This is a genomic window from Blautia glucerasea (genome assembly GCF_020537505.1).
Classification (GTDB): Bacteria; Bacillota; Clostridia; order Lachnospirales; family Lachnospiraceae; genus Blautia_A.
The window spans coordinates 55,804-68,982 of sequence record NZ_JAJBMO010000003.1; the positions used below are offsets into that span (position 1 = coordinate 55,804).

Here is a 13,179-nt window from a genome sequence, read left to right on the forward strand (position 1 = left end):
AAGCGGACTGGAGTGCGGGTGCTTGAACCTGCACCAGGATCCGTTTTGATAAATCCAAATTAAGCGGAGGCGTCCGGCTATTATAGTAGCAGGGACGTAAAAAGGAGGTAAGTTACAATGGGATACAAGAGTGACATTGAAATCGCACAGGAATGTGAAATGCTACCGATTACCCAGATTGCAGAGAAAGCTGGTATTGATGACAAATACCTGGAGCAGTATGGAAAGTATAAGGCAAAAATCGACTACAATCTCTTAAAAGAGAGCGACAAGAAAGACGGAAAACTGATCCTTGTAACAGCAATCAACCCGACCCCGGCTGGTGAGGGAAAAACAACTACAACTGTAGGACTTGCTGATGGAATGCAGAGACTTGGAAAGAGCGCAATGGTTGCACTTCGTGAGCCATCTCTTGGACCGGTATTCGGTGTTAAGGGCGGCGCTGCAGGCGGCGGATATGCACAGGTTGTTCCAATGGAAGATATCAACCTTCATTTCACAGGTGATTTCCATGCAATCGGAGCTGCAAACAACCTTCTTGCAGCAATGATCGACAACCATATTTTCCAGGGCAATGCTCTGAACATTGACCCACGTAAGATCACATGGAAGAGATGCGTGGACATGAACGACCGTCAGCTTCGTAACGTGATCGATGGTCTTGGCGGAAGAACAAACGGTATGCCTCGTGAAGATGGCTATGACATCACAGTTGCTTCCGAGATCATGGCAGTTCTCTGTCTTGCAAGTGACATCACAGATCTGAAGAACAGACTTTCCAAGATGATCATTGGTTATACATATGGCAAAGTATCTGAGCAGAAACCGGTAACAGCTGGTGATCTTCACGCAGAAGGTGCTATGACAGCTCTGTTAAAAGACGCTCTGAAACCAAACCTGGTTCAGACTCTGGAGCATGTACCTGCAATCGTTCACGGCGGACCATTTGCAAACATCGCTCACGGATGTAACTCTGTAACAGCTACCAAGATGGCTATGAAGCTGGCTGATTATGCCATCACAGAGGCTGGATTCGGTGCTGACCTTGGTGCAGAGAAATTCCTTGACATCAAATGCCGTATGGCAGGTCTTCATCCAAATGCTGTTGTGATCGTTGCTACTGTACGTGCCCTTAAATACAACGGCGGTGTTGCAAAAGCAGACCTTAACAACGAGAACCTTGAGGCTCTTGAGAAAGGTATCCCGAACCTTTTAAGACATGTAAACACGATCAAAAATGTTTACAAACTTCCATGTGTTGTTGCAATCAACGCATTCCCGACCGATACCAAGGCAGAGCTTGACCTTGTTGAAGCAAAATGTAAAGAGCTTGGTGTTAACGTTGCACTTTCCGAAGTATGGGCAAAAGGCGGCGAGGGCGGCCTGAAGCTTGCTGAGGAAGTAATCCGTCTCTGCGAAGAGCCAAATGACTTCTCTTATTCCTATGAGCTTGACGGTTCTATCGAGGATAAGCTGAACCAGATCGTTCAGAAAGTATACGGCGGAAAGAAAGTTGTTCTCACAGCAAACGCTCAGAAACAGGCAAAACAGTTAGAAGCTCTTGGTTTTGGAAACTGCCCGATCTGTGTTGCAAAGACTCAGTACAGCTTAACAGATGACCAGACAAAACTTGGTGCACCGACAGATTTTGAGATCACAGTTCGTAACCTGAAGGTTTCCGCAGGTGCTGGATTTGTTGTTGCACTGACTGGTGAGATCATGACCATGCCAGGTCTTCCGAAAGTTCCGGCAGCTGAGAGAATCGACGTTGACGAGACTGGTAAGATCACAGGTCTGTTCTAATCAAAGAAAAAAGAAACATCAGGCGGATATACCTGTCCGCCTGGCGTTATAAAAAGGTCATGGCTTACATGATGATTAAGAACAATAAGGAGACAATGAAAATGGGATTTTCAACAAGTACATGTACAGAATTTGTAGAAGTTCTTGCTTCTAAAGCCCCGGTTCCAGGCGGCGGCGGAGCATCTGCACTGGTAGGTGCTGTAGGAACTGCACTTGGAAATATGGTAGGAAGCCTTACTGTTGGCAAGAAGAAATATGCTGATGTTGAGGATGAAATGTGGGAACTGAAAGGCAAATGCGACCAGCTTCAGAAAGATTTCCTTCGCCTGATCGAGCGCGATGCAGAAGTTTTTGAGCCTCTTTCCAAAGCATACGGTATGCCGAAAGAGACAGAGGAAGAGAAAGCTGAGAAAGCAAGAGTTATGGCAATCGTATTAAAGGATGCCTGCTCTGTTCCAATGGAGATTATGGAGAAGTGCTGTGAGGCACTTGATCTGATCAAGGAATTTGCTGCAAAAGGCTCCAAGCTTGCCATCAGCGATGCTGGTGTAGCTGCAACCTTCTGCAAAGCCGCCTTAAAGGGCGCCAGCCTGAATGTTTATATCAACACCAAATCCATGGCTGACAGAGAATATGCAGAAGAGCTGAATGCAAAGGCAGATGCAATGCTTGAAAAATACTGTAAGCTTGCAGATGAGACATTTGACAGCGTACTTGCAAGACTGAAATAAAAAGGATATGATTGTCAAAAGGTCTTTTGACAATCATTTGATACCCTGGATTTATCATAAAATAAGGAGATTACTTAAAAATGGCAAAACAGTTATTAGGTAAAGAAGTAACTGCTGCATTAAATGAGCGTATCAAAGGCAATGTAGCAGCACTTCAGGAAAAAGGCGTAAATCCAACACTTTGCATCATCCGTGTAGGAGAGAATCCAAGTGATATTTCCTATGAAAAAGGAGCAACAAAGCGCTGCGAGACATTAGGCGTTGCATGCGAGAAAATCCTTCTTCCAGAGGATGTAGCTCAGGATGAGCTTCTTGCAGTTATCGATAAAGTAAGCAAAGACGACCACATCCATGGCGTTCTTCTGTTCCGTCCGCTTCCGAAGCACTTAGATCAGGCTGTGATCGAGAATGCACTTGCTCCGGAGAAGGATGTTGACTGTATGACAGATCTTTCCATGTCTGGTGTTTTCACAGGCAAGAAGATCGGTTTCCCACCATGTACACCACAGGCCTGCATGGAGATCCTGGATCATTACGGAATCGACTGCACAGGCAAGAAAGCAGTTGTAATCGGAAGAAGCCTTGTTGTTGGTAAACCGGCAGCCATGATGCTTGTTAAGAAAAACGCAACTGTAACCATCTGCCACACAAGAACTGTAGACATGCCGTCTGTAGCACGTGAGGCTGATATCATCATCGTAGCAGCAGGACGCGCAGGCGTTGTTGGTGCAGAGTATGTAAAAGAGGGACAGGTTGTCATTGATGTAGGAATCAATGTAAACGCAGAAGGCAAACTTTGCGGAGATGTTGATTACGCAGCAGTAGAGCCGGTCGTAGACGCCATCACACCAGTTCCTGGCGGAGTTGGAAGCGTAACTACTTCTGTTCTTGTCGGACATGTTGTAGAGGCTGCCATGCGTAAGGTAAATGCATAATTATTGATCAGATTATAATGATATAAGGATGTAATCAGATACATCCAGTGTCCAAGCGGAAAAAAGGCTCTCCAGAGTGAAATCTGGGGAGTTTTTTTGTGGCTCAGATTTCGTGAAATCTCCCATTATATGGCAAAATTTTGTTTTGCTATTACAAAAAATTTGCTTTTCTCAGTAAGATATTGTACTATAGAAAGTACAGATAAATGGAGGTAACACATTATGGGAAAAGTGATGGCAGTAAACATCAGTGAGAAGCGAGGGACTCAGAAGGTCAATATCCACACTGTAAAACTGATCGAGAATTACGGACTGGAGAATGATGCCCATGCAGGGAACTGGCATCGCCAGGTCAGCCTTCTGTCCTATGAAAAAATAGAAGAATTTAAAGCCAAAGGAGCACCTGTAAAGGATGGTGCTTTCGGGGAAAATCTGATCGTACAGGGGTTTGATTTTAAAACACTTCCGATAGGAACCCGCCTGAAGTGCAACGATGTGATCCTGGAGATCACCCAAATCGGGAAACAGTGTCATAATGGCTGTGAAATATTCCAGATCATGGGAGACTGCATTATGCCCCGGGAGGGCGTTTTTGCAAAAGTGATCCATGGCGGCGTGATCTCTGAGGGAGATGAGATGGTTTATGCTTGACAGATACGGAAGGAATATTAATTACCTGCGGATATCCCTTACAGACAGATGTAATCTCCGGTGCGTGTACTGCATGCCGGAAGAAGGAATCCATCAAATTCCAAGAACGGAAATACTGGATACAGATGAGATCGTGAGAGTCTGCCGCGCAGCCAGTGAACTGGGGATTTCCAAGATCAAATTGACTGGAGGCGAGCCCCTTGTCCGCAAGATCTGTATTCCATTGGTAAAAGAGTTGAAAGCCCTTCCTGGAATCAGTGAAGTAACGCTGACTACTAATGGAATCCTGCTGGCAGAGCAGCTCCCGGAGCTGATGAAGGCTGGGTTGGACGCTGTAAATATCAGTCTGGATACCCTTGCAGCAGAGACGTTTGAGCGGATAACAAGAAGAAGTGCTCTGCCCCAGGTATTGCAGGGCCTGGAAAAAGCACTTTCCTATCCATCTCTGAAGGTGAAAGTAAATTGTGTTCCCACATTTCAGCCGGAAGCGGATCTTATACAGATCGCAGGGCTTGCCAGGGAGAATCTCCTGCATGTTCGTTTCATTGAAATGATGCCAATTGGTCTCGGAAAGGAGTTTACAGCCAGGGGAGAAGAACAGATAAAGGCTGTTCTGGAAAGAGCGTACGGATCAATGACACCTACAGGGGAAAGACTTGGAAATGGCCCCTGTCATTATTATACCCTGGAAAACTTCCAGGGCAGGATCGGTTTTATCAGTGCATTGTCCCATAAATTTTGCGACAGCTGCAACCGGGTACGTCTTACTTCTACCGGTTTCCTAAAAGGCTGTCTGCAGTTTGAGAACGGAGCAGATCTGAAAGCTCTGATTCGCGGCGGCTGTTCAGATGAGACTTTAAAAGCAGCAATAGAAAAAGTAATCTATGAGAAACCAGCAGGCCATAATTTTCAGGAAAAGAAAAAAGGAAACGAAGAATCCCATATCATGGCACAGATAGGCGGGTGAATATGCTGCGAAAGCAGGGATGGGATAGGACAGAGCAGTTTCTGAAAGGACGGGCAGGCGGTTCTTAGCGTATATAAAACGAAAAAAGATGACAGATAAGGAAAGTCGGAGAGTGCAGCTGTATCATATGTGCAGCCTGCGCAATCTGGCCTTTTTTGTATGTTTTCATATATTTTGACATACAAAATTGTGCAAAAATAATTGTTAATTAATAAACTTATACGGAATTACTTGCCAAAATGAACAAAAAATTATATAATTTCATTACAAAAAATAGTCATGTTTGTTAAAAAATACGCAAAGCGAGCAGCCCTGGAGGACGGGGACAAAAGACCTGTAGGCAGCTGGCAAGTAAGGAGGTTAACAAAAATGGTAGATCAGTCATATTACAAGAAAGCAGATGAGATTATCGATCATTATGAGCGGTGTGCGGCATCTTTAATCCCCATCATGCAGGATATCCAGGCAGAATATCGGTACCTGCCTGCAGAGCTTCTGACCTACGTAGCCGAGAAGATCGGCGTTACTGAAGCGAAAGCCTTCAGTGTTGCAACCTTTTATGAGAACTTTTCCTTTGAGCCTAAGGGAAAATACATAATCAAAGTATGCGACGGTACGGCCTGTCATGTAAGAAAGTCTATTCCGGTTAAGGAAGCCTTCATGAAAGAGCTTGGACTGAGCAATAAGAAACATACCACAGATGATATGATGTTTACGGTAGAGACCGTGTCCTGTCTTGGAGCCTGCGGACTTGCTCCCACCTGTATGGTCAATGAAGAAGTGCATGCCAAGATGACACCAGAGAAGGTAGTAGAGCTGATTAACAGATTGAGAGGTGAGAATGGATGAGAATTAACAGTAAAGAAGATCTGCAAAGCAAAAGAGCTGAGATTGAACAGAATATCCAGAGCTTCACATGCCGCGTTCTCGTCTGTTCCGGTACTGGATGTATGGCTTCCGGTGCACAGAAGATCTATGATGAGATGGTAAGACTCTGTGAAGGTATTGACGGTGTGGAGATCGAAATGCAGAAGGATATCCCACACGTAGGCGTGATCAAGACTGGCTGCCAGGGACTTTGCGAGTTAGGCCCTCTTGTAAGAATTGAGCCATATGGATATCAGTATGTACATGTTCAGGAAGAAGACTGTCTGGAGATCGTAGAGCGTACCGTACGTCTGGGACAGCCTGTAGACCGTCTGTTTTACCGTCATGGGGATGAAGTCTGTCCGAAGCCTGAGGACATCCCGTTCCTCAGCCGTCAGACCCGTATTGTTCTTGAGAACTGCGGTAAGATCGACGCAGAGTCCATTGACGAATATATTGCAGCAGGCGGTTTTTCTGCCCTTGCGAAAGCAGTCACAGAGATGACACCCCAGGATGTCATTGACGAAGTTACGAAATCCGGTCTTCGCGGACGTGGAGGCGCTGGTTTCCCGGCGGGTAAGAAATGGTCACAGGTAGCAAGACAGGCTGAAAAGACACGCTATGTAGTATGTAACGGTGATGAGGGTGATCCGGGAGCATTTATGGATGGCTCCGTTATGGAAGGTGATCCTTATAAGATGATCGAAGGTATGATCATTGCCGCCTATGCTGTTGGAGCTGAGAACGGATATATTTATGTACGTGCAGAATATCCTCTTTCCGTAGCAAGACTTCGCCTTGCCATTTCCCAGGCTGAGAAATATGGTCTTCTGGGAGAGAATATCCTTGGCAGCGGCGTGAATTTCCATCTTCATATTAACCGCGGTGCAGGAGCTTTCGTATGTGGTGAAGGTTCTGCCCTTACCTCCTCTATTGAAGGAAACAGAGGTATGCCTCGTGTTAAACCGCCTCGTACCGTTGAGAAAGGTCTGTGGGGCAAACCAACAGTATTAAATAACGTAGAGACTTACGCAAATGTTCCGAAGATTATTGCCCAGGGCGCTGAATGGTTCCGTACCATCGGAACAGAGGGAAGCCCGGGAACCAAGACCTTCTCCCTGACAGGTGCCATTGAGAATACTGGTCTTATTGAAGTTCCAATGGGAACCACACTTCGTGAGATCATTTATGATATCGGCGGCGGCCTGAAGAGCGGTGCTGCATTTAAGGGCGTTCAGATCGGCGGACCATCCGGCGGATGTCTGATCGAAGAACAACTGGATGCACCTCTTGATTTTGACTCCGTGAAGAAGCTGGATGCTATCATGGGTTCCGGTGGCCTTGTTGTTATGGACGAGAATACCTGTATGGTAGAGGTTGCCCGTTTCTTTATGAGCTTTACCCAGCGCGAGAGCTGCGGTAAATGTGTACCTTGCCGTGAGGGTACCAAGCGTATGCTGGAGATCCTTGAGAAGATCGTTGCTGGCAAGGGCGAGATGTCTGACCTTGATGAACTGGAAGAGCTTGCAAAGATGGTTCAGAGCATGGCTCTTTGCGGACTTGGAAAGAGTGCACCACTTCCGGTTCTCAGTACTATGAAGCGTTTCCGTGAGGAATACGAGGAGCATATCCGTGACAAGAAGTGTCGTGCAAAGGTTTGTACGGCTCTCCGCCAGTTCCACATCAATCCGGAATTCTGTATTGGCTGTGGAAAATGTGCCAAGAACTGTCCTGCCGGGGCAATTTCCGGTAAGATCAAATCACCTTATCATATTAACAATGATGCATGTATCAAGTGCGGTACCTGTAAGGATAACTGTAACTTTGATGCAATATATGTGGAAATGTAGAGGGAGGACAGATTATGGGTACAATGACAATTGACGGCAGAAAAGTCGAATTTACAGATGAAAAAAATGTCCTGACCGTAATCCGTAAGGCAGGCATTAATATTCCCACGCTTTGTTATCACTCAGAGGTTTCCACATTTGGAGCCTGTCGTCTGTGTACGGTAGAGGATGACAGAGGAAGAACCTTCGCTTCCTGTTCTGAGGAGCCAAGGGATGGAATGGTAATTTATACAAACTCAGGCAAGATCAAAAAATACAGGAAACTGGTTGTAGAACTGCTTCTTGCAGCTCATTGCCGTGACTGTACCACCTGTGTAAAGAGTGGAGAGTGCGTTCTTCAGGAACTGGCTCACCGCCTTGGCGTACATAACATCCGTTTCCAGAATACAAGAGAGCAGTACGAGATTGATGACAGTTCACCATCACTGGTTCGTGACCCTAATAAATGTATCCTCTGCGGTGACTGTGTACGTGCCTGTGAGGAACTTCAGGGAATCGGCGCGTTGAACTTCGCATATCGTGGAACAGAAGCAATCGTAATTCCTGCATTCAACAAAAAGATTGCAGAAACCCAGTGTGTAAACTGCGGACAGTGTCGTGTATATTGTCCTACAGGTGCGATTTCCATTAAGACCCATATGGATCAGGTATGGGAAGCTCTTGCAGATCCTAATGTCCGTGTAGTAGCACAGATCGCTCCGGCGGTCCGTGTTGCAGTAGGAGACCATTACAGCCTTCCGAAAGGCCGAAGCGTAATGGGTAAGATCGTCAATGCGCTCCACAGAATGGGATTTGATGAAATTTATGATACCACATTCAGTGCTGACCTTACCATTATGGAAGAGTCTGCAGAATTCCTGAACAGGATTGAGAAGGGCGAGAACCTCCCGCTTCTTACCTCCTGCTGTCCCGCGTGGGTAAAATTTATTACAGACCAGTATAAGGATTACATTCCGAATCTGTCTACCTGCAGATCCCCACAGGGAATGATGTCTGCAGTCATCAAAGAGTACTTCCGTGATCCTGAGAATGCCAAGGGTAAGAAGACCGTTATGGTATCTATTATGCCATGCACAGCTAAGAAGGCGGAGATAATCCGTCCGAACAGCTTTACAGAGGGGGAGCAGGATACCGATATTGTGATCACCACTACAGAACTGCTTCGCATGATCGACAACTTTGGTCTTGACTTCGCACAGCTGGAGCCGGAAGCATGCGATATGCCATTTGGATTTGGTTCTGGCGGCGGTGTTATCTTCGGTGTTACCGGTGGTGTGACTGAGGCGGTTCTCCGTCGTTTAAGCCCGGATCACTCCAAAGAAACCATGCGGGAGATCGCAGAGTGCGGTGTACGTGGAGATGAGGGCATTAAAGAATTCTCTGTTCCATATAAGGGAATGGATATCAATGTATGCGTAGCCAGTGGACTTGCAAATGCAAGAACGGTTATGGAGCGCGTAAAGAACGGGGAAGCCAATTACCATCTGATCGAGGTTATGGCATGCCGCCGTGGATGTATCATGGGTGGAGGCCAGCCGGTACGTGCCGGTGACAGAACCAAGGCTGCAAGAGCCAAGGGACTGTACAATGCAGACAATACCATGCTGATCAAGAAATCCGATGAGAACCCGATGGTTCTGGAACTTTACCAGGGCCTGCTGAAAGGCAAGGAGCACAAGCTTCTCCACAATGAGTTTTATTGATTTTTAAATATGATCCAGTTGTTTGGCAGCTACGCCATGGAAAATGGCTTCCGCCAGTGGGAGAAGCAATAGCATAATAAAAAGCCCGACTGCATAATATTTAGAGGAAGAGTATATACCTGTGCCGAGAAATCATCTCGCAGCTACCTTTTAATTATGATGCAGGAGGGCTTTTTTATATGGAAAATTTTCAGATTTACCGGGATATACAGGCCAGAACCGGCGGCGATATATACATAGGCGTTGTAGGCCCTGTCCGTACTGGAAAATCCACTTTTATCCGCAGGTTTATGGAGCTGATCGCTCTGCCTGGGATGGATGAAAAAATGCAAAAAGAAGTGCGGGACCAGCTTCCCTTAAGCGGTTCCGGGAAAATGATCACCACAGTAGAGCCTAAATTTATACCAAAGGAAGCAATCCCGGTTGATTTAGGCGAAGACCTGAAGGTACAGGTGCGTCTTATCGACTGTGTGGGTTTTCTCGTAAAAGATGCAGGTGGCAATCTGGAGGACGGAAAAGAGCGGATGGTAAAAACCCCCTGGTTTTCCAAAGCTGTTCCTTTCCATGAGGCTGCGAAGGTGGGAACGGAAAAAGTGATCCAGGAGCATTCTACCATTGGTCTTGTGGTCACCACAGATGGAAGCTTTGGAGAAATTCCAAGAGAAAATTTTGTCCAGGCAGAAGAGCAGACAGTGACAGAACTAAAAGCCCAGAAAAAGCCGTTTCTTATTGTGGTAAATTCCCAGCTGCCCCATAGGGAAGAGAACATTCAGCTTGTGAATGAGCTTCAGAATAAATATCAGGTACCAGTACTTGCGCTGAACTGCGAACAGCTGAAAAAAGAAGATATCGCGCAGATCCTGGAAAAAATCCTTTACGAGTTTCCAGTTACCCAGCTGCAGTTTTTTATTCCCAAATGGGTGGAAATGCTGCCAGCAGCCAGTGAGCTGAAAGGCCAGATCCTTTCCCAGATAAAAGCCTGTATGAAAAAGCTTCTCCACATCCGGGATATTACCAGGGAATCGGTGAAATTAGAAGGGCCTTATGTGCAGGATACCCTTCTGGATCGTGTGAGCCTGTCTGATGGAACCGTCCAGATCCGGCTGCAGGTAGACGATAAATATTATTATAAAATGCTTAGTGACATGAGCGGGATCCCCATGGAAAGCGAGTATGAACTGATCCATACCATGAAAGAGCTGGTAGCCATGAAGGAAAAGTATGTAAAGGTAAAGGATGCCCTTGACGCTGTGAACGGCAGCGGCTATGGGGTGGTAGTGCCGGAGCTTTCCCAGATCCAGCTGGAAGAGCCTGCCGTGATCCGCCAGGGAAATAAATATGGCGTAAAGATCAGATCCAAGAGTCCTTCCATCCATATGATCAAAGCAGATATTGAAACCGAAATTGCGCCAATCGTGGGAACAGAGCAGCAGGCAAAAGACCTGATCACATACATTGGGGAAAGCGACGCAAGAGGGGAAAGCATCTGGGAGACCAATATTTTTGGAAAATCCATTGAACAGCTGGTTCAGGATGGGATCAAAAGCAAGCTTGCCATGATCAGCGAGGAAAGTCAGGTAAAGCTTCAGGACACCATGCAGAAAATCGTAAACGACAGCAAAGGTGGTCTGGTATGCATTATCATATAGGATTCTGGCAAAAAGGCAGTGCATTTAAAGCAGCTGCCTTTTTGCTGTGAAGAAAATGTTACAAAAAGTTATCGTTTATCTGTAATCGTGCTCTTTTTTCCATTTCGCCAGATATTCCATCTGCTCCTGGTCTGAAAGAAACTGGGAATAAGCATCATTCCCCGCCGCCAGGCAGCAGAACAGAACCAGAAGCTGTAAAGCAAAAAACAGGATCAGAAATAAAACTGCAAATACAACCATAAAAATCCTCCTTTATCTGTATTAAAAAGTCTTTACAGAAAAGTTAATTTTATACATCCATTTTTGGAAAACACGAAAAACCCAGTATTTATGCGGGTTTGCGGGCTTTTTGCACCCATCGTAAAATGCCGCAAAATATCGTATTTTGGTGTAAAAATGGTGTAGTAAATGGTGTAGTAAAAGGAAAATCAAATTGAACTTATAAGAGCATTAGTGGAGAAATCTACTGGTGCTCTTTTTATGTATATGTGCTCCTTTGGCGGTAAATGATATGGTTATAGTACGGATTATATGAAAGGCTGGCGAACACCATAGATAAATACTGCCCTGACTGTAAAGAAAAATTGAAGCGATATGATACTGTGAAACGAATTGTAAGAGGAAAGGATCATTCCAAAAAACTCGTTGCCATAGAACGTTATAAATGCCCGAAGTGCAAAACAATTCATAGAGATCTTCCAGAATATTTATATCCTTTTAAGCATTACGAGTCGGATATTATAGATGGAGTGATAGAAGGATTCATCAGTCCAGAGACTTTAGGCTTTGAAGATTTCCCTTGTGAGGAAACGATGAAACGTTGGAAGAAGCAGGGTATTAAACCAAGATTATGATGGAAAATTTTTCCACTGACTTTGTTTTAACATTTTCAAAATTCTAACCTAGAATAGAATTTAGAAGGAGGTAATACTATATGGGAAATATTATAAGAGCCGAAGTATCCGAAAATAATCCATATTGGATTGAGAAGCATCGTTATTACGAGTTGAAGCATTTTTGTCTTCAATATCCAATATGGAAAAGAAACTATGTATCACTAGATGGTCTGTCTAGTCGTTCTACTAATTATGTGGCAGTTATAGCAAACAGCACAGTATGCGATCCGACTGCAAAAATCGGAATGCTGAAATCATATTTTTCAAAGCGTATGGATATGATAGAGAAAACGGCTGAGCGGACAGATACAGAATTGGCTGAGTACATATTAAAAGGCGTAACTGAGGGATGGTCCTACGATATTATTAAAGCTAGATTAGAAATCCCATGTTGTAAAGACACGTATTACAACTTGTACAGACGATTCTTTTGGCTGCTGAATAAAGAAAGAGGATGAAAATGCGCGATAAAAACAACTCCTATTATGAAAGGAGAGTGATTTAAATGTTAATATTTGAAAATTGCAGTTTTTCTTATACCGCTGATGCTAAAGGAGGTCGTCCATTTATTGTCGGAGTAAAAGATAGAGAACATTCTGATGATAGTATTGAACGATGGGATATGGCATCGTTGAGAGAAGAAGAAGCAAAACTTGTATATGAATTACTCAAGAAGCATTTTGAGATTGAGTCCTAACAAGGGCTCTTTCTTTTCGCAAAGTTTACAAGTTATTTTATGAATAAACATTTATTTGAAAGGAGATTCATTATGGAAACTAAAACCGAAACCAAAACTAGAAATTCATTCAAAAAGTTTATTTGCAACAACATTAGTACGATCGTGGTATCGAGTCTTACTTTAGCAGGAGGATGCGCAGTTGGTTATGCTTTCGGGCATATGAAAGGTATCAGACTGGGGCAAGGAGAAATACTCACTAAGATTGTATCAAAAAGTTGCGGAGATGGACTTATTATGAATAATTCGAAGTTAGGTAGTTATATTTTCACAGCAAAGAAACTCAATTGATAATGCAAGTTTTTAGATTGAGTCTTAGAGAAATCTAGGACTCTTTCTTTTATTCTAGATTAAAAACAGTACGGAGGCTACCACGAATCGTGTTATTTTG

14 protein-coding genes are annotated in these 13,179 nt (G+C 44.6%); 13 read left to right on the forward strand and 1 reads right to left on the reverse strand.

Annotation, left to right across the window (positions count from 1 at the left end):
* The first annotated feature begins 117 nt into the window (after positions 1-117).
* The 9 genes from LIQ05_RS03310 to spoIVA all read left to right on the forward strand — a co-directional run bounded on the left by LIQ05_RS03310 (position 118) and on the right by spoIVA (position 11,156).
* Positions 118-1,803 carry a formate--tetrahydrofolate ligase gene (locus LIQ05_RS03310; RefSeq protein WP_118578434.1) on the forward strand — a complete coding sequence of 562 codons (1,686 nt, stop codon included), beginning with the start codon at positions 118-120 and terminating at the stop codon, positions 1,801-1,803.
* A 101-nt stretch (positions 1,804-1,904) separates the two neighbouring features.
* Entirely contained in the window at positions 1,905-2,534 is a 630-nt protein-coding gene (locus LIQ05_RS03315; RefSeq protein ID WP_226818602.1) for a cyclodeaminase/cyclohydrolase family protein, read from the forward strand.
* A gap of 80 nt (positions 2,535-2,614) precedes the next feature.
* A complete protein-coding gene (locus tag LIQ05_RS03320; RefSeq protein ID WP_226818605.1) occupies positions 2,615-3,469 on the forward strand; it encodes a bifunctional 5,10-methylenetetrahydrofolate dehydrogenase/5,10-methenyltetrahydrofolate cyclohydrolase in 855 nt (284 codons plus the stop codon).
* Positions 3,470-3,691: 222 nt separating this feature from the next.
* On the forward strand, positions 3,692-4,120 hold the full coding sequence (locus LIQ05_RS03325) for an MOSC domain-containing protein (RefSeq protein WP_226818607.1): 429 nt from the start codon (positions 3,692-3,694) through the stop codon (positions 4,118-4,120).
* The gene (moaA, locus tag LIQ05_RS03330; protein WP_226818610.1) at positions 4,113-5,087 is read left to right on the forward strand and encodes a GTP 3',8-cyclase MoaA; all 975 of its coding nucleotides are present in this window, start codon (positions 4,113-4,115) and stop codon (positions 5,085-5,087) included. The genes LIQ05_RS03325 and moaA overlap by 8 nt, the downstream gene beginning before the upstream one ends.
* A 369-nt stretch (positions 5,088-5,456) precedes the next feature.
* Positions 5,457-5,936 (forward strand): complex I 24 kDa subunit family protein, encoded by a 480-nt coding sequence (locus LIQ05_RS03335; protein WP_226818612.1) that lies wholly within the window; start codon positions 5,457-5,459, stop codon positions 5,934-5,936.
* On the forward strand, positions 5,933-7,804 hold the full coding sequence (locus LIQ05_RS03340; RefSeq protein WP_226818615.1) for an NADH-quinone oxidoreductase subunit NuoF: 1,872 nt from the start codon (positions 5,933-5,935) through the stop codon (positions 7,802-7,804). The genes LIQ05_RS03335 and LIQ05_RS03340 overlap by 4 nt, the downstream gene beginning before the upstream one ends.
* Positions 7,805-7,818: 14 nt before the next feature.
* Positions 7,819-9,507 carry a [FeFe] hydrogenase, group A gene (locus tag LIQ05_RS03345; protein WP_226818618.1) on the forward strand — a complete coding sequence of 563 codons (1,689 nt, stop codon included), beginning with the start codon at positions 7,819-7,821 and terminating at the stop codon, positions 9,505-9,507.
* Between the two features lie 179 nt (positions 9,508-9,686).
* Positions 9,687-11,156, forward strand: coding sequence for a stage IV sporulation protein A (spoIVA, locus tag LIQ05_RS03350; protein WP_226818623.1), 1,470 nt, complete (start codon positions 9,687-9,689; stop codon positions 11,154-11,156).
* 75 nt (positions 11,157-11,231) lie between these two features.
* Here the strand turns inward: spoIVA and LIQ05_RS03355 are convergent, their stop codons facing one another.
* Complete coding sequence (locus tag LIQ05_RS03355) at positions 11,232-11,396, reverse strand: hypothetical protein (protein ID WP_226818626.1); 165 nt, start codon at positions 11,394-11,396, stop codon at positions 11,232-11,234.
* A gap of 311 nt (positions 11,397-11,707) precedes the next feature.
* Between LIQ05_RS03355 and LIQ05_RS03360 the strand changes: the two genes are divergently transcribed.
* The 4 genes from LIQ05_RS03360 to LIQ05_RS03375 all read left to right on the forward strand — a co-directional run bounded on the left by LIQ05_RS03360 (position 11,708) and on the right by LIQ05_RS03375 (position 13,079).
* Positions 11,708-12,010 (forward strand): DUF6431 domain-containing protein, encoded by a 303-nt coding sequence (locus LIQ05_RS03360; RefSeq protein WP_226818916.1) that lies wholly within the window; start codon positions 11,708-11,710, stop codon positions 12,008-12,010.
* 80 nt (positions 12,011-12,090) lie between these two features.
* Positions 12,091-12,510, forward strand: a complete 420-nt coding sequence (locus LIQ05_RS03365; RefSeq protein ID WP_195982752.1) for a hypothetical protein — start codon at positions 12,091-12,093, stop codon at positions 12,508-12,510.
* Between the two features lie 47 nt (positions 12,511-12,557).
* Positions 12,558-12,749, forward strand: a complete 192-nt coding sequence (locus LIQ05_RS03370) for a hypothetical protein (protein WP_195982753.1) — start codon at positions 12,558-12,560, stop codon at positions 12,747-12,749.
* Positions 12,750-12,821: 72 nt separating this feature from the next.
* The gene (locus tag LIQ05_RS03375) at positions 12,822-13,079 is read left to right on the forward strand and encodes a hypothetical protein (RefSeq protein WP_226818629.1); all 258 of its coding nucleotides are present in this window, start codon (positions 12,822-12,824) and stop codon (positions 13,077-13,079) included.
* Positions 13,080-13,179: the final 100 nt, after the last annotated feature.